The sequence below is a fragment of the Leisingera aquaemixtae genome, from assembly GCF_019801145.1.
In the GTDB taxonomy this organism is placed as follows: domain Bacteria; phylum Pseudomonadota; class Alphaproteobacteria; order Rhodobacterales; family Rhodobacteraceae; genus Leisingera; species Leisingera aquaemixtae_A.
Window position 1 is genome coordinate 17,066 of the sequence record NZ_JAHVJQ010000010.1, and the last position, 17,997, is coordinate 35,062.

15 protein-coding genes are annotated in these 17,997 nt (G+C 67.1%); 6 read left to right on the top strand and 9 right to left on the bottom strand.

The window, feature by feature from the left end:
- Positions 1-33 precede the first annotated feature (33 nt).
- Complete coding sequence (locus KUW17_RS19065) at positions 34-1,056, top strand: Ldh family oxidoreductase (protein WP_222481896.1); 1,023 nt, start codon at positions 34-36, stop codon at positions 1,054-1,056.
- Positions 1,053-2,300, top strand: a complete 1,248-nt coding sequence (locus KUW17_RS19070) for an NAD(P)/FAD-dependent oxidoreductase (RefSeq protein WP_222481897.1) — start codon at positions 1,053-1,055, stop codon at positions 2,298-2,300. The genes KUW17_RS19065 and KUW17_RS19070 overlap by 4 nt, the downstream gene beginning before the upstream one ends.
- Before the next feature lie 79 nt (positions 2,301-2,379).
- Here KUW17_RS19070 and KUW17_RS19075 read toward each other — a convergent pair whose 3' ends face one another.
- From KUW17_RS19075 to KUW17_RS19090, 4 genes are all read right to left on the bottom strand, one after another.
- Positions 2,380-3,897 carry an ABC transporter permease gene (locus tag KUW17_RS19075; protein WP_222481898.1) on the bottom strand — a complete coding sequence of 506 codons (1,518 nt, stop codon included), beginning with the start codon at positions 3,895-3,897 and terminating at the stop codon, positions 2,380-2,382.
- Positions 3,898-3,908: 11 nt separating this feature from the next.
- Positions 3,909-4,958 (bottom strand): glycine betaine/L-proline ABC transporter ATP-binding protein, encoded by a 1,050-nt coding sequence (locus KUW17_RS19080; RefSeq protein WP_222481899.1) that lies wholly within the window; start codon positions 4,956-4,958, stop codon positions 3,909-3,911.
- 74 nt (positions 4,959-5,032) lie between these two features.
- On the bottom strand, positions 5,033-6,001 hold the full coding sequence (locus KUW17_RS19085) for a glycine betaine ABC transporter substrate-binding protein (RefSeq protein WP_222481900.1): 969 nt from the start codon (positions 5,999-6,001) through the stop codon (positions 5,033-5,035).
- 37 nt (positions 6,002-6,038) lie between these two features.
- Positions 6,039-8,354, bottom strand: a complete 2,316-nt coding sequence (locus tag KUW17_RS19090) for a DUF1989 domain-containing protein (protein WP_222481901.1) — start codon at positions 8,352-8,354, stop codon at positions 6,039-6,041.
- Between the two features lie 110 nt (positions 8,355-8,464).
- Here KUW17_RS19090 and KUW17_RS19095 point away from each other — a divergent pair, with 110 nt between their 5' ends.
- Positions 8,465-9,493, top strand: coding sequence for a substrate-binding domain-containing protein (locus tag KUW17_RS19095; RefSeq protein ID WP_222481902.1), 1,029 nt, complete (start codon positions 8,465-8,467; stop codon positions 9,491-9,493).
- 60 nt (positions 9,494-9,553) lie between these two features.
- On the opposite strand, the gene KUW17_RS19100 is transcribed toward KUW17_RS19095, so the two are convergent.
- From KUW17_RS19100 to KUW17_RS19110, 3 genes are read right to left on the bottom strand one after another with little or no spacing between them, the layout of a single operon-like run.
- Entirely contained in the window at positions 9,554-11,086 is a 1,533-nt protein-coding gene (locus KUW17_RS19100) for a sensor histidine kinase (RefSeq protein ID WP_222481903.1), read from the bottom strand.
- Positions 11,071-11,763 carry a response regulator transcription factor gene (locus KUW17_RS19105; RefSeq protein ID WP_222481904.1) on the bottom strand — a complete coding sequence of 231 codons (693 nt, stop codon included), beginning with the start codon at positions 11,761-11,763 and terminating at the stop codon, positions 11,071-11,073. Before KUW17_RS19105 ends, KUW17_RS19100 begins: the two co-directional genes overlap by 16 nt.
- A gap of 13 nt (positions 11,764-11,776) precedes the next feature.
- Positions 11,777-13,303, bottom strand: coding sequence for a DUF4173 domain-containing protein (locus KUW17_RS19110; RefSeq protein WP_222481905.1), 1,527 nt, complete (start codon positions 13,301-13,303; stop codon positions 11,777-11,779).
- Between the two features lie 284 nt (positions 13,304-13,587).
- Here KUW17_RS19110 and KUW17_RS19115 point away from each other — a divergent pair, with 284 nt between their 5' ends.
- Positions 13,588-14,979, top strand: a complete 1,392-nt coding sequence (locus tag KUW17_RS19115) for a PLP-dependent aminotransferase family protein (protein ID WP_261397288.1) — start codon at positions 13,588-13,590, stop codon at positions 14,977-14,979.
- On the opposite strand, the gene KUW17_RS19120 is transcribed toward KUW17_RS19115, so the two are convergent.
- Complete coding sequence (locus tag KUW17_RS19120; RefSeq protein ID WP_222481906.1) at positions 14,976-15,317, bottom strand: hypothetical protein; 342 nt, start codon at positions 15,315-15,317, stop codon at positions 14,976-14,978. The genes KUW17_RS19115 and KUW17_RS19120 overlap by 4 nt on opposite strands.
- 153 nt (positions 15,318-15,470) lie before the next feature.
- Between KUW17_RS19120 and KUW17_RS19125 the strand changes: the two genes are divergently transcribed.
- Positions 15,471-16,166 carry a hypothetical protein gene (locus KUW17_RS19125; RefSeq protein WP_222481907.1) on the top strand — a complete coding sequence of 232 codons (696 nt, stop codon included), beginning with the start codon at positions 15,471-15,473 and terminating at the stop codon, positions 16,164-16,166.
- On the opposite strand, the gene KUW17_RS19130 is transcribed toward KUW17_RS19125, so the two are convergent.
- Positions 16,104-16,772, bottom strand: coding sequence for a hypothetical protein (locus KUW17_RS19130; RefSeq protein ID WP_222481908.1), 669 nt, complete (start codon positions 16,770-16,772; stop codon positions 16,104-16,106). The two genes, KUW17_RS19125 and KUW17_RS19130, sit on opposite strands and share 63 nt — an antisense overlap.
- Before the next feature lie 326 nt (positions 16,773-17,098).
- Here KUW17_RS19130 and KUW17_RS19135 point away from each other — a divergent pair, with 326 nt between their 5' ends.
- Positions 17,099-17,959 carry a cytochrome c oxidase subunit II gene (locus KUW17_RS19135; protein WP_261397289.1) on the top strand — a complete coding sequence of 287 codons (861 nt, stop codon included), beginning with the start codon at positions 17,099-17,101 and terminating at the stop codon, positions 17,957-17,959.
- Positions 17,960-17,997: the final 38 nt, after the last annotated feature.

Consider the following 17,997-nt stretch of genomic DNA (forward strand, 5'->3'; position numbering starts at 1 on the left):
CTTTGACCCGGCACAAGGACAGGATTTGACCCCATGACCACAGCTTCGACAAAAACGCTCTCACTCGCCGAAGTGCGGGCATTGGCCAAATCCGTCCTTGTGTCCGCGGGCATGGATGCGGCGGGCAGCGATCTGATCGCGGAGATCGTCACCTGCTCGGAACGCGACGGCCCGCGCAGCCACGGGCTGCGAATGCTGCCGGTATATGCGCAGAGCTTCACCTCCGGCTATGCCAATGGCGCCGCCGTCCCGAAGATCGAGAAGATCGCGCCGGGCGTGCTGCGCGGCGATGGCGGCAACGGCTATTACCAGATTGCCGCCGCCGCGGCGCGGCAGGAGCTGATCGCGCTGGCGCGGGAAAACGGCATTGCCGCCTTTACCTGCGCCAACTGCCACCACCTGGGCGGCCTGCGGTTTGACACCGAGCCGCTGGCCGAGGCCGGGCTGGTGGCGCTGGCGGTGATCAACTCTTTGTCGATGGTGGTGCCGCAGGGCGGCGTGCGCCCGGTGTTCGGCACCAACCCGATGTCCTTTGCCTGCCCGCGCGAGGGTGGGGCGCCGGTGGTCTGGGACCAGGCGGCTTCGATGGTGGCGCTGATGGATATCCGCATGGCCGCCGCCGAGGGCCACGAGCTGCCGCGGCCTGCCGGGCTGGATCCGGCGGGCAACCCCAGCACCGACCCCGAAGCGATCCTGGAAACCCGCAGCCTGCTGCCGTTTGGCGAGCACAAGGGCGCGGCGATTGCCTTCATGATCGAGGTTCTGGGCGCGGCCCTGGCGGGCGGCACGCTGTCGGTCGACAACCAGGAGCGGGAAACCTTCGGCGCGCTCAACATCAAGGGCGGCGCCACCCTGATCGCGATCGACCCGGAGCGGTTCGGCAATGCGGCATTCGGCGATTATGTCACCCGGATCTGCGCCGAGATCGAGGGCAACGGCGCGGCCCGGGTGCCGGGCGACGGGCGGCTGAAGAAACGCGCGGCGGCAGAGGCGGACGGGGTTGCGGTCAGCACCGAGCTGCTGGCGCAGCTTGACGCCTTGGCAAGTCCCGCATGAAACGGGTGGTGATTGCCGGCGGCGGCGTGGCCGGCATCTCCTGCGCGCTGGCGCTGCAGGCGGACGGGCACAGCGTCACCGTGCTGGAGCCCGGACCAGTTGGCGAGGGCGCAAGCCGGGCGTCCTGCGGCTGCATCGCGGTGGGGGAGATCGTGCCGCTGTCGCAGCCGGGCATGCTGATGAAGGTGCCGGGCTGGCTGCTGGACCCGGAGGCGCCGCTGTCGCTGCGCCCGGCCAGCGCGCCGGGGCTGCTGCCCTGGTTCGCCCGCTTTGCCGCCAACTCGCTGCCGTCGCGGATGCGGGCGATTGCTGCCGACCTGGCCCGGCTGACCTTTGCCGCCACCGCCGATGTCAAGGCGCAGCTGGCGGATGCCGGCGCCCCGGAGCTGCTGGTGGAGCGGCCGGTGATCAAGCTGTTCGATGACGAGCGCGACAAGGCGACCATGGGCGCGGCCTTTGGCCTCGCGCGGGAGCTGGGCTGCACCATCGACGAGATCAGCGGCCGGGAGGCGCAGGAGATGGAGCCCGCCATCGCCGGCGATTTCAAATATGCCGCGGTGCTGCGGGACTGGAGCTTTGTGACCGATCCCAAGCGGCTGGTGGAAAGGCTGATGCAGGTGTTTGCGCAGCGCGGCGGCACGGTGCTGCCGCTGGCCTGCGAAGGGTTTCAGCGCGACGGCGCGCGGGTCACCGCCGTCCGGGCGGCGGACGGGCGGCTGCTGCCCGCCGACGAGGTGGTGATTGCGGCAGGCACCCGGTCCAGGGGCCTGGCCCGGCAGCTGGGCATCCCGCTGCAGCTGGAAGGCCTGATCGGCTATTCGACCGGCCTGCAGGATGCGGGGGTGGATCTGAAACACACGGTGTTCTACCCAGCGGGCGGGTTCGGCATCACGCCCTATGAGAAAGAGCTGGCGGTGGCCGGCACGGTGGAGTTTGCGGGCCTTTCCGCCGCGCCCGACTGGCACCGGGCAGATGTGCTGGTCAGCCGCGCGCACAGGGTGCTGCCGGGGCTGCAGGCGGAAAAACGTGCCCGGCGCATGGGCCGCCGCCCGTTCACCCCCGACACCCGCCCGGTCATCGGAAGGACCGGCAAGCTGGCCAACGTGTCATTTGCCACCGGCCACGGCCAGCTGGGGCTGACGCTGGCCGCCACCACCGGTCGGCTGGTGGCGGATGCCATTGCCGGGCGGCCGCAGGACGCCGGCCTCAGCGTGTTCGGGCCGGACCGGTTCGGAGGTGCGTGAGAGGCGACCCTTGCCACAAAGGCGGCCAGGGTAATTCTGAACGCCGCACCCGGCGGGGAGCGGGTGCGGCGTCTTCAGGTCATCGTTTGCCTGCCACGATCCGGTCGAGGATCAGGGCGCAGAACAGGATTGCGAGACCTGCCAGGATGCCTTGGCCGGCGGCGGCATATTGCAGCGCTTCCAGCACGTCCTCGCCCAGCCCCTTGGCGCCGATCAGCGAGGCCACGACAACCATTGCCAGCGACAAGAGGATGGTCTGGTTGACGCCGGCCATGATCGTCTTGCGCGCCAGCGGCAGATCCACCCGCCACAAGAGGTAACGCGGGGTGGCGCCGAAAGCGAGCGCGGCCTCGCGCACGGTTTCCGGCACCTGCTGCAGGCCCAGGACGGTGAAGCGGATCACCGGCGGGCTGCCGAAGATCATGGTGGCGACCACGCCCGCGGGCTTGCCGGAGCCGATGAAGGCGACCACCGGGATCAGGTAGACGAAGGAGGGCATCGACTGCATGAAGTCCAAGACCGGGCGCACCACCGCAAAAACCTTGGGGCGGCGGGCGCAGTAGATGCCGAGCGGAATGCCCAGGGTGATGGAGATCAGCGCCGCGGCGCCCAGGAGGGCAATGGTGGTCATCGCCTTTTCCCAGAAGTCCAGCAGGCCCAGGTAGGCCAGCGCCGCGCCGGTGAAGATCGCCACCCGGACGCCTGCCGACAGGTAGGCCAGCATCACAATGACCAGCGCCACCACCGGCCAGGGGGTATCGACCAGCACCACCTCGATCCAGTCCAGAAGCGTGCGCATGCCCGCGGTCAGCCCGTCGAAGAAGCCGCGGCCAGAGGTCTTGGTCCAGTCGAACGCCGCCTGCACCCCGTCGCCGACGTTCAGCCGCCAGTCGCGGTTGGTGGGGAAGGCGTTCAGCAGCGAGAAGGCATCGGGCATCGCGAATTTGAGCGCCGACAGAACAACCACGGCGGCGGCCAGCACGGCGGAGACGATCAGCCGCGACAGCGACCAGCCGCTGGCGACGCGGCGGTCGGAGCGCCAGCGGGCAAACTGCCTCTCCAGCGTCCAGTTCGCCAGCGACGCCGCCAGAAACTTGACCGCCAGCAACAGCGCCGCGCCGGCAATCAGGTAGATGGTGCCGCTGGCATTGGCGGCTGCCGCAGCCTGCTGCGCGCCGGCCAGTGCCGCCTCAAGCGACTCTGCCGCGCGTTTCAGAGACTCGAGCGAGGACGCGCCCGAGGCCTCTGCCGCGGCGATCTGCTGGTGCCGCAGGTCCAGCGTCTGGGCAATCTGCTCGGCGCGCAGGCGGGAGTCCCGGCCGAGGTCGCCGAACAGCCCCATCGCGATCTGGATATAGGCCAGCGTTTCCAGCAGCAGGAAGCCCAGGAACCAGGACCACAGGCCCCGGGCGCCGAACCAGACCGGCCCCAGCAGCGCGGCGGCGCGGTTCAGGGTGAAGCGGTAGCCGGGCGCCTCCATCATGTAGCTGAAAACGCGCTGGTAATAGGCCTGCGACTGACCGGTGAACTCTGCCACCAGCGCATTCAGGCGTCCGGCGGTCTCCGGTTTGATCTGTGATTGGTCGATGTGTTGCATCACCCTTCTCCTTACGCCTGGCTGTCCTGAATGGCGCGGATCAGGCCCGCGCGGTTGATCACCCCGACGGTGGCGCCATCATCCGCCACCTTGACGATGCCGTGGCCGTCCACCGCCAGCTCCATCAGGTCGCTGAGGTCCATGTCGGGCCGCGCCTCCCTGGCGTCGGCGGGCAGGGCGCCGTGGGTGGCTTCGAACTCGGCCACCGGTTTCATCACCGAATGGGCGAAAATCATGTTGAGCTTGGAGATGCCGGCCACGAAGTCCGCCACGTAGTCATCCGCCGGGTTGAGGATGATCTCCTCCGGGGTGCCGATCTGCACGATGCGGCCGTCCTTCATGATAGCGATGCGGTGGCCGATGCGGATCGCCTCGTCCAGGTCATGGGTAATGAACATGGTGGTCTTGCCCAGCTTGCGGGAAAGCTCCATGAACTGGTCCTGCAGCTGCTTGCGGATCAGCGGGTCCAGCGCTGAAAACGGCTCGTCCATCAGCAGGATCTCAGGGTCGGAGGCGATGGCGCGGGCCAACCCGACGCGCTGCTGCATGCCGCCCGACAGCTCGTGGGCGTATTTGTCCTCCCAGCCCGAAAGCTCCACCAGCTCCAGCACCCGGTCGGCTTCCTCCCAGCGGCGGGCCTTGCCGGTGCCGCGGATTTCCAGCGGCATTGCCACGTTGTCGCGCACCGTGCGGTGCGGCATCAGGCCGAAGTTCTGGAACACCATGGCAACCCGGCGGTTGCGCAGGTCGCGCAGGCCTTCGGCGTTCAGCCCCATCACATCGTCGCCGTTGATGTAGATATGGCCGTCGGTCGGCTCCAAGAGCCGGTTCACATGGCGCACCAGCGTCGATTTTCCGGAGCCAGACAGGCCCATCACGCAGAACAGCTCGCCGCGTTCGATCTGGAAGCTGGCATCGGCGACGCCGACCACGCAGTTGAACCGCTCCAGCACCTGCGGCTTGGTCAGCCCTTCGGCGTGAATGGCCTTGAGAGCCTCGGCGGAACGTGCGCCGAAGATCTTCCAGACGCCGCGTGCGTCGATTGCAATGTCCTTTTCCATCCGGACCCCCGTCTAACTTAAGGAAGGTGCCCCGGCGGCAGGCCACCGCCGGAGCGCGCGTGTGGGAGGGCGCGTTATTTCAGGCCAAGCCAGGTATCGACGGTATCGCCATTGTCGGCGATCCAGCTGGCCACGACGGCGTCGATTTCATTGCCCTTGACCACCACCTCGTAGGTGAGTTCGGACAGGGCGTCGGCGCTCATGTCGATGCTGGACAGGAAGGAGGCGGCGGCAGGGTTGCGGTCCTTCAAGGAGCTGGAATAGGCCACGGTCACGGTCTTGACCGGCTCGCCGGTGGAGATGTGCGAGTTGTTGTACCAATCGGCATCCTGATCCGGCTGCACCATCTTGTAGGTGGCTGCGTCATGCTCCGGCTCTTCCAGGATGGTCACGTCATAGAGCGCGTGCACATAGTGCGGCGCGTAGCAGTAGAAGGCGGCGCCTTTCTCCTGGTCGACCAGATCCTTGAGGCGGGAGTAGAACACGGTTTCGTCTTCGGTGGTCGGGGTCAGGAAGGTTTCGATGCCGTAGTCGCGCACCCGCACCTTGAAGGTGTTGGTCGAGGCCCAGCCGGAGGCGCCGACCCAGACCTCGCCCATGCCGTCGCCGTCGCTGTCAAACAGTGCCTGGGCTTCGGGGGTGGCGAGGTCGAAGATCGACTTGATGCCGTGTTTTTCAACCATGTAGTTGGGCACGCAGATGCCCGCGCGGCCTTCGTAGCTGCCGGAGGACAGCGCCACGGTGCCTTTCTGGCCGACATATTCGTCGGTGAAGGAGGCCTGGTTCGGCAGCCAGACATCCGGGTGCACGTCGATGTCGCCGCGGCCGCCGTCCATCGAGGCAAAGATCACCGCGTTGGCGCCGGGGGCATAGCCGGCCTCGCTGCCGAGGCGGGTTTCGATCACCTGGCCGATGATCCGGCTCATGATCTTGGCGCCGGGCCAGCTGGGCTCGCCCACCATGACTTTCTCCTGTGCGGTGGCAGTGGTGGCACCGGCTGCACCAAGGGCGGCAATGGCAGTGGCGAAGGCAAGATGTTTCATCGTTTTTTTCTCCTGTTGGTGTGTGGGTTCAAGCGCCTCAGGCGCGCGCCCGCTTGCGCTGCGGGTCTAGGAAGGGAATGCCGGTGACGGTGGCGCCGAGGCGCTTCATCCGCCCGTCGAGCTGGCCAACCTCCAGCCGGGTGCCGTTCTCCGCGTGTTCGACGCCAAGCCGGGCGATGGCGATGGCGTGCTCCAGCGAGGGCGAGCGGGCGGCGGAGGTGACGGTGCCGACCTGCCGTTCGCCGACATAGACCGGGCTGCCGTGCAGCGGCACGTCGCTGCAGCCCAGGAGCAGGCCCTTGAGCACCCGGCGCGGTTCACGCGCGTTGCGCTCCAGCGCCGCCTTGCCGGTGAACGAAGGCTTTGCCAGGTCGACGGCAAAGCCGAGGCCCGCTTCAAACGCATCCACGCCCGGTGCGAATTCGGCGTTGGCGGCGGCCAGCCCGGCCTCGATCCGGATGATCTCCAGCGCGGCGGAGCCCATCGGGGTGATCCCGAATTCCTCGCCTGCTTCCATCACCGCGTCCCAGATTTCCAGCGCGTGGGCCTGGGAGCAGAAAATCTCATAGCCCAGCTCGCCGGTGTAACCGGAGCGGGACAGCATGAAGGGGGCGCCCTCGCGGTCGTTCAGCCGCGCCACGGTGACGCCGAACCATTTGAGCTGGTCCAGCTGCGGCACATGCGGCTGGGTAAAGGCGATCTTGCGCAGGAGGTCGCGCGACCTGGGGCCTTGGATGGCCAGGTTCGGCATTGCGCCGCGCATGTCGTGGATGCGGACCTGCAGGCCCATCTGCTGCGCCAGCGTCTCCAGCACCCGGCCGCTTTCCTCCGAGCCGCAGCACCAGCGGAACAGGTCGGGGGCGAGCCGGAACAGGGTGCCGTCGTCGATCACCGTGCCACCCTCGTCGCACATCAGCGTGTAGGAGCCGCGCCAGACCGCCAGCTTGGCTACGTTGCGGGTGGTGGCCTGCTGAAGCAGCACCTCGGCGTCGGGGCCGGCGATGTCGTATTTGCGCAGCCCGCTCATGTCCTGCACCGTCACCGCGTTGCGGCAGGCCCAGTATTCGCCGGTGGTGCCATGCGACGGGAAGCTCACCGGCGCCCAGAGATCGCGCGCGGGGGCGAAATGCTGGGTCAGCGGCTCCAGCCGCGCGTGAAAGGCGGAGTTCTGGCTGATCGACATCGGGGCGTCTTCCTTTTCGCGGTAGGCAACAGCGCGGCGCAGGGGTGTTTCGGGGCGGTAGATGCGGACATGCACATCGGTCGGGTTCCAGCCGTTGATTGGGTCGATGTCGTCCGGGCAGGCGGTGGAGACGCAGACCAGATCCTCCAGCGCCCGCATTGCGACATAGTCGCCGGGGCGGGAGTGGGATTCCTCGGTCAGGATTTGGTGCGAATGCGGGTCGACCCAGGTGTTCCAGAAGAAATTGATCGCAGGCCAGGCCGCGCGCGGCGCCACGCCGTAGGGCGCCAGCGCGTGGGACATGTTGTCGGAGCAGTTCACATGGCCGGGGAAACCGCGCTCCTCGTACCCGCGCGCGGTGCAGGCGAGGCCGAAAGTGTCATGGCGGCCGCAGGTGTCCTGGATCACGTTCAGCATCGGGTGCATGCCGGGGTCGAAGAACTTGTCCAGCAATCCCGGCCCCGGGTAGGCGCGGCGCACCATCGAGCGGGTGGCGGTGCTGTCGATCATCAGTTCCTCGCCGCGCTCCAGCCCGGCGGCGCGGAAGGCGGTGAAGTCGGAGCACTGCTGCCCCTCCACGTCGATGATCTGGATGATCTCGCCCTGCTTCACCTCATAGGCAAAGCCGGTGCCGCGGCTGACGGTAAACTCGTCGCGGGTGTCGCCCAGCAGCGGCGGCAGCAGCGGCGCGGTGCCCGGTCCGGGCTGCCAGGTGATCTCGATCCGGCCTGAAACGGTGCCGTGCACCAGGTCGTGCGGCAGTGCGGGGCGGAATATCCAGACCGTGGCCCGGGCGGCGGCTTTCAGGATCAGCGGTTCATCCGCGGCGGCAAGGGTGCAGGCGGGGATTTCGTCGGCGCTGTCGCCGCCGCGGGCGTTGATCCAGCCCAGAAGCGCGCCGGGATCGCATTCCGCCAGGTGCAGCGTGCCGTCTGCCGTCAGCCCCAGCGCATCCAAAGCCGGGCGGCCCCCAGCGCCGAAGGCGGCGATCTGGCATCCCGACCCGGTCAGCGACAGCAGATCCCCCGGTCGCATCTCCTGCATCAGGCCTTCGCGCGGGGCGAGGCGGTGCGTCACGCCCTTGCTGGGCTTGGGGAAGCCGGGGAAGGAGCGGGCGGGGGTTTTGAACCCCATGTTGTCGAAGTCGCGCAGGACTGCGTAGCGGGTCATTTTCTTGCCGAATCTGAGAATGTAACTGGTTACATGGTTGATGAAACTAGTTACATGTGTCAAGAATTTCATTAAAGACGAACCGGAACCGGCAAAGGAAGGCAGGTGGAATGCAGCGGAGCACCAACCGGAAACGCGCCAATCTACGGGATGTTGCGGCGGCGGCGGGCGTCTCAGTCGCCACTGTTTCCCGCGTCATGAACGCACCGGAAACCGTGGCTGAGGCGACCCGGAAGCGGGTGGAAGAGGCGATGAACAGCCTGCACTGGGTGCCGAGCGCCGCCGCCCGCGCGATCAACACCGGGCGCACGCGGTTTGTCGGGGCGCTGGTGCCGACGCTGGACAATGCCATCTTTGCCCGGGTGCTGGCCAGCATGGAAAGCCAGCTGGCGGAGCACCGGCTGTCGCTGGTGGTGGCGACAACCGACAATGACCCGGATCAGGAGGCGGAGAAGGCCAAGGGGCTGGTCGATATCGGGGCGGAGGGGCTGATCGTCTCCGGCGTCACCCACGCGCCGGAGTTCTACAGCCTGATCGAGCGCTGCCAGCTGCCGGCGGTGTCGACGTCGTTTTATGACCCGCACTACCGGTTGCCCACCATCGGCTATGACAATGCCGCCGCGGCGCGCACCGCGCTGGCCCATCTGACGGATCTGGGCCACCGCCAAATTGCCGTCGTGCACGGGCCAAGTGCCAGCAATGACCGGACGCGGGCGCGGATCGCCGGGCTGGAGGGGCACAGCCCGAAACCCGGCCTGAGCTTTTATGAAGTTGAGCTGTCCATTGCCGGCGGCTGCGCGGCGGGCCGCGCGATCCTGCAGGCGGAGGAGCAGCCGAGCGCCGTTCTGTGCCTGTCGGATGTGCTGGCGTCGGGCGTGCTGTTCGAGCTGCAGCGCCAGGGGGTATCGGTGCCGCGGGAGAAATCGGTGATGGGCCTCGACGACCTGGCGGGCTCGGCGCATCTGTTTCCCGAGCTGACCACTGTTCACCTGCCGGTGTCGAGGATGGGTGCGGCGGCGGCGGATGCCATCGCGTCATGGGTCGAAACCCAGCAGGTGCCGGAGCCGAGCCTTTTGGCATCGGACCTGGTGGTCCGGGCCTCAACTGCCGGGCCAGCGGGGGCGGATCCGGAGGGTTAGGCCGCGGCCTGATCCTTGGCTGCGGCGCTGGAAGATGCCGCCACCGGTAGCGCCGGGCTGTTAACCGAAGGTCAGCTGGAAACAGGCGCCGCGGTCGGCGGCGGCGACGCTGAGGGTGCCGCCGATGGCTTCGGCGGTGGCCTTGACGATGTTGAGGCCCATGCCGGTGCCGCCGCTGTCCCGGCGGGTAGTGAAGAAGGGCTGCAGGATTTTGCCGGCGTTGCCCTCGCTGATGCCGGTGCCGTCGTCCTGCACCTGCAGGACGACGGCATCGCCGTCCCGGCGGGCGGTCAGGAGAACCTCCTGCGCGCCGTGCTGCTGGGCGTTTTCCAGCAGGTGGGTCAGCAGGATGCCCAGGGTGCACGCCGCCACCGGCAGCGGCAGGCTGCCGTTTTCCACCCGGAGCGCAAGCGCCGGAAAGGCGCGCGCCATTTGCGGCGCGATGCCGTCCAGGCAGCAGCTTCCTGCCATGGCGCTCTGATCGGCAAGGCTGAAGGCGCGCATGTTGGCCAGCAGGTCCTCCATCCGTTTGCCGCCTTTGTCCACCGTGTCCAGCAGCCGGTGCCGCTGCGCCGGGGGCAGATCGTCATCGCGCAGCAGCTCTGCCGCGCCTTTCAGGGCGGTGAGCGGCGATTTCAGCTCGTGCGTCACATGGGCGGTGTAGGTTTTCAGCGCGTCCTGCTTGCTTTGCAGGCGGCCGGTCAGCGACTGGAAGCTGCGGCTCAGCTCCTCGATCTCGCGGGTGCCGAGCTGGTCCGGCGGCTCCCAGGCCTGGCCGCCGTGGCCCGCCAGCTGGCTGCGCTGGATCAGCAGTTGGATCGGCCGAGTGATGAACCGCCAGAACACGTAGCCGATCAGCGCGGTGGAGAGGGCGACAAAGGCTGCGGCCTTGGCCAGGTTGAAGCGCTCGCCATAGAGAAAGCGGAAGATGTGGTTCGGGGTGCGGCTGAGGTAGACCGCGCCGATCAGGGTCTGGTCGGCAAAGACCGGCATCGCCACAAAGACGCGCACGCGGGCGCCGTGGCTGAGGGTGTAGAGCGCGGGCGGCGCATCTTCGCGCACGCGGGTGCGGGCGACGGAGACGGTCTTGCCGGCCAGCGCGCCCTGGACCTCATCCACATGGCCCAGAAACGTGCCGGTTTCGGCGGTGCCAGCAAACACGTTGCCGCGGGCGTCAAGGAAGCGGTAGCCCGCCAGCGTCTGCGCCTGCGCGGCGTTGGCGATGCGGGTCAGCCGGGCGGCGATATTCCGGTAGGGGACGCCGGCAGGGCCGGAGAGCGGCTTGGCGTCGGGACGCGGCGGCAGCACGGTTTCGCGGTTGACCGAAAGCGACGGAAACACCGCGTGCTCGCCGGTGACCGCGCGCCCGCGGGGCGGTTCGCTTCCGGCGGCGCCTGCGTAAAGTTCTGCGTAGGCTGCCGACATCACCGCGGCCTGGGTCAAGAGGCTTTCCTCGGTCTGCTGCACCAGCTGGCTGTCGTAGAAGCGGAACAGGATCAGCCCGGCAAACGGCAGGCACAGGACCAGCGCCAGCACCAGGAGCACCACCGCCCAGAGCCGGGGCCGCCATTTGCGGGTCAGCCTGGCCTGCATGCGCCCATCCTGAGGCCGACGCCGTGGACGGTCACGATCCCCTCGGCGCAGCCGGCCTGGGCCAGCTTGGCGCGGATGTTGCGGATGTGGCTGTCGATGGTGCGGTCGGAGACATGGATGTTGTAGCCGTAAAGCGCATCCACCAGCTGCGCCCGCGACAACACGCGGTCGGGGCGGGCCATCAGGGTGGCCAGCAGCCGGAACTCCGACCCGGTCAGGGCCACCGGCGCGGCGGCGAAGCGGCACAGGTGGCGGTCCGCATCGAGCTGCAGGCTGCCCTGCGCCAGCACCGGATCGGGCTGCGCCGGGGCCGGGGCGCTGCGTTTCAGGATGGCCTTGATCCGGGCCACCAGCTCGCGCGGGGAGAAGGGTTTGGTCAGGTAGTCGTCGGCGCCAAGCTCCAGCCCGACGATGCGGTCGATCTCGTCATCGCGGGCGGTGAGGAACAGGATCGGCACATCTGAGGATTTGCGGATCTCGCGGCAGACCTCCAGCCCGTCCATTTCCGGCAGGCCGATGTCCAGCACGATCAGGTCGGGGCGTTCCTCCCGGCTGGCGCTGAGGGCGGCGAGGCCGTCGCTGGCAAAGAGGGTCTCATAACCTGCCTTTTCCACCGCGAACCCGGTCACCTGAAGGATATCGGGATCATCATCGACAACAAGAATGCGTGCAGGCATCAAATGGGGTCCTTCAATTCTGCTGCTGATAATAGGCTTGGATCCGCCACCTCCGAAAGCCCCATTCGCGCCAGTTGGTGATGGTGTTCTTGTACAGGTCATAGTGCATCGCGCTGCCGCAGACCTGCTGGCCGGTTTCCGTTTCATAGGCGTGAATGGCGGGGTAGGCCCCGGCGCCGAGGCTGCAGATATAATAGGTGTCCGGTCCCGCCAGGGTGCTGGCGCGGGTCAGGTTGTAGCTGGCGATCAGGCCGGCGAAGTTCACGAAGCCGCAGGTGTAGAGGGTGGCCAGCAGCACGGCGAAGCAGCGGCGCAGCAGCCAGGCGGTGCCGAGGCCGCGGTGGATCTGGACCACGGTCAGCAGCAGCCCCGCCAGCACCAGCGCCATCCAGATGAAGGCGGCAACCCGCAGGTAAGTCAGCGCATAGGCCCCGACGTAATGGTGCAGCCGGATCGCCGCGGTCAGCACCAGGAACATGTTCTGCGCCAGCCACAGGTAAACCAGGGCGCGCAAGGCCCGGTCGGCGCCGATCATGCTGCGGGTCGCCAGTGTGAACACGCCCGCCAGCAGCGCTGTCACCACCAGCGGATAGGCGCCGCGGTGGGCATAGGATGCATAGCTCATCCCCTTGGGCAGGGACACGCCGCCGGTCAGGATGCCGAGATCCATGACGGTTTGCACAAGGAACAGCAGGTTGAACAGCAGCAGCGAGTTGCGCACCGACACCGGGTTGATCAGAAAGGCGGCCCGGCTGGGGCCTGCCTTCTGCAGCGCGGCGGGGCGCGCGGGGCTGCCCAGCCATGCCTGGCTGAGGTTGAGGCAGGGCCACAGCAGCGCCGCCATCACGGTCCAGAACAGGATCCGAAGCCAGAATTGCAGTTCGAACAGGCGGCCCGGGTCCAGTTCCGCCAGGAGCTCCTCCAGCAGCGGATTGGCGGCGGCCAGCAGCATTAGGAAAACCGCGCCCATGAGCAGCGGCAGCGCCAGCGACGCCGCCTGGCCGCGGAGGCCGGACCCGAGGCCCGCGGCGGGCAGGGCGCGGACGGCATCGCGCAGCAGCAGCGCGGCACCGATGGTCGGCAGGCGCAGGGCGGTACGCAGCGCCAGCCGTTCGCTGGCGGCAGGCCCGTAGACCGCCCAGGCCGCGAGGCAGGCCAGGCCGCCGAGGCTGAACAGGACCGAAAGGAACTGCAGCTCGATGGCGGCGGGCAGGTTGCTGAGCACCGCAAAGCCGAGGGCCGCGGCCCATTCCCGGGCAGTTGGCCGCCGGGGTTTCATCGCCAGGATCGCGGCCGAGAGGACCAGAGCAAAGACCGCAAAGGATATGCCCGCGGGCTGGTCCCAGAACAGCCAATCGGCCAGCGCAACCAAGGCCCCGAGAAGCGGGATCGCGTGGCGCATCCGCAGCGAAGCGAAGAGCGGGCCGCCTGCCGGGCGGCGGCCCTTTTGTGCCGGGGGCGGCGTTGCCGCCGTCTCTAGCCACCATGCGTCCAGCCGGATGCTGTCGGGGACCCCGTGAATCACCAGTTCCTGCCTCATGTCCTGTCTCCTGCTTGCAATTTTTCTTGCCTGCAGTGATGCGGCCTGCGCTTGCATCTTTGGCGGGCTGTCTGCGCAGGTTCCGGGGGGCTTTGGTGCAGAATTTGTGCAGAGACCTGACGCGGAATGCCTTGGCCCTGTGGGCGCAAAAGCGCCGACCGCCTGCACCGCATCTTTGGCTGATTTGGCGGTTTGCACAGGGCGCCTGATGCAATAGACAGATCTGAGGCCATACAGTTTTGGAAAATTGTACTGGTCAAAGATGCAGAACAGCGAGGCAGCACATGGCGAGCCCTTCCCGGCGCATGCAGGTCGTCAGCGACATCCAGAGGCGGATCACCTCGCGGGCTCTGGTGGCGGGGGACAAGCTGCCCTCGATCCGCGGCTGCGCCGCCCGGCTGGGGGTGTCGCCGTCGACGGTCGCCGAGGCCTATGACCAGCTGGCCGCCGAAGGAGTGATCTTTGCGCGGCGCGGGGCGGGCTTTTACGTCGCCGACAAGCCGCAGCCGTTTGCGGTGTCGGACACCGGGCCGCAGCTGGCGCGCGAGGTGGACCCGCTTTGGGTGGCGCGCCAGTCGATCGATTCCCGCAAGGACGTGCCGATGCCCGGGTGCGGCTGGCTGCCGGATGACTGGATGCCGGTCTCTGCGTTGCGCCGGGCGATGCGGTCGCTGGCGGCGGCGCCGAGCGCGGTGCTCACCACCTATGGCAGCGCAAAAGGGGAGGCGGGGCTGCGGCGGCACATTGCCCGGCGGCTGTTCGACCAGGGGCTGGCGGCGGAGCCGGACCGCATCCTGCTGACCGGGTCAGGCTCGCAGGCGCTGGATCTCATCTGCCGGCTGCTGCTGCGGCCGGGCGATGCGGTGCTGGTGGACGATCCCTGCTACTTCAATTTCCAGGCGCTGCTGCGGGCGCATCAGATCCGCATCGTCAGCGTGCCCTATACGCCGTCGGGGCCGGAACTTGGGGCGTTCGAAGCGGCGCTGGCGGAGCACCGGCCGCGGCTGTACCTGACCAATTCGGCGCTGCACAATCCGACCGGGGCAACCATTTCCGCCGCGGTTGCGCACCGGGTGCTGGCGCTGGCTGCGGCGCATGATCTGACCATTGTCGAGGATGATATCTTTGCCGAGTTCGAGCCGGATGTTTCACCGCGGCTGGCGGCGCTTGACGGGCTGGAGCGGGTGGTGCGGATCGGCAGTTTCTCCAAGACCTTGTCGGCGTCGCTGCGCTGCGGCTACATCGCCGCCCGCGGCGACTGGATCGAGGCGCTGACCGATCTGCAGGTGGCGGTGAATTTCAGCGGTCCGAGCCCGATGGTGGCGGAGCTGCTGTGCACGGTGCTGAACGAGGGCGGTTACCGCAGGCATGTGGAGGCGCTGCGGGACCGGCTGGGCCGCTGCCGCGCAGATGCGGAAAGCCGCCTTCTGGATTTGGGGATCCGGCCCTGGGTGCGGCCGCGCGGCGGGTTCTACCTGTGGTGCGAGCTGCCGGGCGGGGCGGATGCCGCGGATATTGCCAGGTCTGCGCTGCAGGAGGGGCTGGTGCTGGCGCCGGGCAATGTGTTCAGCGCAACGCAGAGCAAGCCGTCCTTCATGCGGTTCAATGTGAGCCAGATGACGGATCCGTCCTGCTGCCGGATCCTTGGCCGCCTGCTGGGTGCGGGGGCGGGCTAGTTCAGCTGCCCGTTGCGGTGGGCAACTAGGCTGCGCAGCGCTGTCAGGAAGGTGTGCCGGTCGCGCGGGCCGATTTGCGAGAACAGGGAGACGGCTTCGCGCTGGTCCTGCTGCAGGCGGTCGCAGGTCGAGGAGAACTCCGTCGAAAGCAATTGGGCCCTCGACACCAGCAGAGCAAGCGAGGCTGCGTCGAGCCCCTTGGTCAGGTCCGTCCAGAAGCTGAGGCTTCTTCCCGATATCTTGCAGGCCTTTTGCAGACGCTCCAGCTCGCCGCTGCGGGTGTCCTGATCCCTTCCTTGGGCCCCAGCGCGGGGCAGGTGTTCATCTGTCGGTTCCACTGGAAACTTGCCTTTTGCGGAGATGTTCGCGCGCATTGATTGATGGGCGCTTGATTGACAACTGTCAACTCTTGAGAGAAAAAGTCACATATGTGAACTTTTGGGGCGCAGATGATCGCTGACCGTATTGATGCTGCCTGCAGGATTGCAGGTGTGAAGCTGAAGAAAGCCTGCACGATTTCCGGTGTTAATTACGGCACGCTGAGGAGCCAGATGCGGAACAACCGCGAAATTCCCGCCTCCTCGGTGGCGCTTCTTTCGGCGGGTTTGGGCATTCCGATCCAGTTCTTTTTCGACCTGCCCGGCGAGGCCCAGGGCTCTGCCCTGAGGCTCAACCGGTGGCGGGCGGCGGAGCAAGCCAACGCGGAGCATGCCGCCTGCTGCAGGGCCGGCTTCAACGTGACAACCGACCACATTCTGGACTGGTACCACCAGGAGGGCGGCCGGCTGAAGAACTGGGAATGGTTCGAGGACCAGGTCGATCTGTACAAGCCCATCGAGGCGACGGACCGGATCATGCATCCGCTTCAGATCGGCAAGCGCAGCCCGACCGCTGAACGGCTGATGCTGGCCGGCAACCGCGACTTCTACCGCATCGTCGGATCCTTCGAAGAGAAGATCCTGCAGCGCGCGATGCATTCGCACAGGATGCTGGATGAGGTGCCCTACCTGGTGACCGACGAGGAGCTGGACGTGGTCATCAAGGGGCTGCGGGTGAAGGGCGGCTACCGCAAAGTGACAATGAGGGTGACCGGCCCCCAGGAGGAGCCGGTCACTGCGGTTTTCTCAAAGCTGACCTGGCTCGACACTGCTGACAATGTGCGAGAAGTGGACAGCGTTGAGGCCTAGGATCATCTGATCATTCGCCAGCCCCTCCGGCACCGGATCAGCCCAGCTGATGGCGTTGCGGTACTTGCCGTTGAAGCCGTAGTCGTCGGCAAGGCGGCGGTGCTTGTAGGCGATGATCGTGTACATCCAGTCGAACTCCCAGCGCAGGGCGGCCAGCAGTTTCACGTACTGGGCGAAGTCGCCGAGCCGCCGGATGCCGCCCCGTTCGTCCGGAGCGACTTCGATGCCGCCGAAATAGATGAGCCTGCCCTGCAGTTCATCGACCAGGGGCTGCGACACGCTTGCCACGACCCCGTCGCGGCCGCCGTAGCGGGAGGCCGCGAGGCTGCGGAAGTAGTTGCCGAAGTCCTGGCTGCCCAGGTCGATGCTCTTGGCGGAGATGCAGGTGATGCATTTGCCGTCCCGCTTGAGAAACAGCCAGAAGGCACGGCCCGAGCGCAGCTCTTCGTCGCTGACCTCGGACATGGGATGTACCCGCTTCTTGCCGATCTCCTCCAGCAGGGCCGGCAGTTCTGCCGGGCTGGAGCACACGTATAGCGACAAGCCTTCCGCGCTGAAGCGGTCTGCAATGGCCTGCATGTGTGTCAGGATGTTGCTGTGTTCCATATCGTTTTTCCTTTGCCTGATGGAAAGGCGCACGCGCATCGCGGGCGCACAGCAAAGGTTTCCCCATTTTCGAACGCGGGATATGTTTTCCTGCCGGGCAGGGGGGCCGCAGGCGCTGGCTGCCGCCGGCCGATGGCTGCCGGATGGGAGTGGCTGGCTGGAGTGACGGGCCGGATTTTGCGCCTCAGGCAGCGGCCGGGAGGTGGTGCCGGCGAGGGCTCCGCCTGCAGCGCGATCAACCGGGCGGCGCGGTTCACTGGATTATTTCGCCAAAATTGACTATAGTGGATCGGCTTACCAACAGTCTTGCCGGCCGGGCATCGCCGATGTTCCGCAGCGCAGGGAAAGGGGGCGAGATGCTAATCGTGGTCGCACTCGTCTTGATCGTACTGGGGTCCATCGCATTCCATTTGCTAAGCCCATGGTGGTGGACACCGATCGCGTCGAACTGGGACTATATCGACAACACGCTGGTCATCACCTTCTGGATTACCGGGGCGGTGTTTGCTGCGGTTGTGCTGTTCACCGCTTACTGCGTGCTGAAATTCCGGCACCGGCCGGGGCACAGGGCGGTGTTCGACCCGGAAAACAAGCGCTTGGAGTGGTGGCTGACCGGGGTGACCGCTGCCGGGGTGGCGGCGATGCTGGTGCCGGGGCTGTTCGTGTGGAAGCAGTTCGTCACGGTGCCCGATGACGCCGCCGAGGTTGAGGTGTTCGGCCAGCAGTGGAGCTGGTCCTACCGGCTACCCGGCGCCGACGGGGTGCTGGGCACCGCGGATGCCGAATGGGTGAGCGGCGAAAACCCCCTGGGCATCAATCCGCATGACCGGTTCGGCAAGGACGACCTCATCATCGAGGGCGGCGAGGTCTATCTGCCGGTGGACCGGCCGGTGAAGCTGCTGCTGCGCTCAATCGACGTGCTGCATAATTTCTACGTGCCCGAGTTCCGCGCCAAGATGGACATGGTGCCGGGCATGGTCACCTACATCTGGTTCACCCCGACCCGCACCGGCGGCTTTGAGGTGCTTTGCGCCGAATACTGCGGCACCGCGCATGCCTTCATGCGCGGCTATGTGACCGTGGTGGAGGCCGAGGAATACCAGGAGTGGCTGCAGGAGCAGCTGACATTTGAAGAATACGCCAGCAATGCCGGCACCGCGCAGCCGGTGCGGCTAGCGGAGAACTGACCGGCGCATTGCCGGAAGCAATGCCTGACCGGGCCGCC

What these genes read in the sequence shown, in the direction of transcription:
- KUW17_RS19070 (WP_222481897.1), top strand. Translation starts at nt 1,053, where the DNA reads ATGAAACGGGTGGTGATTGCCGGCGGCGGCGTGGCCGGCATCTCCTGC.
- KUW17_RS19115 (WP_261397288.1), top strand. Translation starts at nt 13,588, where the DNA reads ATGGCGAGCCCTTCCCGGCGCATGCAGGTCGTCAGCGACATCCAGAGG.
- KUW17_RS19080 (WP_222481899.1), bottom strand. Translation starts at nt 4,958, where the DNA reads ATGGAAAAGGACATTGCAATCGACGCACGCGGCGTCTGGAAGATCTTC.
- KUW17_RS19075 (WP_222481898.1), bottom strand. Translation starts at nt 3,897, where the DNA reads ATGCAACACATCGACCAATCACAGATCAAACCGGAGACCGCCGGACGC.
- KUW17_RS19085 (WP_222481900.1), bottom strand. Translation starts at nt 6,001, where the DNA reads ATGAAACATCTTGCCTTCGCCACTGCCATTGCCGCCCTTGGTGCAGCC.
- KUW17_RS19110 (WP_222481905.1), bottom strand. Translation starts at nt 13,303, where the DNA reads ATGAGGCAGGAACTGGTGATTCACGGGGTCCCCGACAGCATCCGGCTG.
- KUW17_RS19090 (WP_222481901.1), bottom strand. Translation starts at nt 8,354, where the DNA reads ATGACCCGCTACGCAGTCCTGCGCGACTTCGACAACATGGGGTTCAAA.
- KUW17_RS19105 (WP_222481904.1), bottom strand. Translation starts at nt 11,763, where the DNA reads ATGCCTGCACGCATTCTTGTTGTCGATGATGATCCCGATATCCTTCAG.
- KUW17_RS19065 (WP_222481896.1), top strand. Translation starts at nt 34, where the DNA reads ATGACCACAGCTTCGACAAAAACGCTCTCACTCGCCGAAGTGCGGGCA.
- KUW17_RS19095 (WP_222481902.1), top strand. Translation starts at nt 8,465, where the DNA reads ATGCAGCGGAGCACCAACCGGAAACGCGCCAATCTACGGGATGTTGCG.
- KUW17_RS19130 (WP_222481908.1), bottom strand. Translation starts at nt 16,772, where the DNA reads ATGGAACACAGCAACATCCTGACACACATGCAGGCCATTGCAGACCGC.
- KUW17_RS19100 (WP_222481903.1), bottom strand. Translation starts at nt 11,086, where the DNA reads ATGCAGGCCAGGCTGACCCGCAAATGGCGGCCCCGGCTCTGGGCGGTG.
- KUW17_RS19135 (WP_261397289.1), top strand. Translation starts at nt 17,099, where the DNA reads ATGTTCCGCAGCGCAGGGAAAGGGGGCGAGATGCTAATCGTGGTCGCA.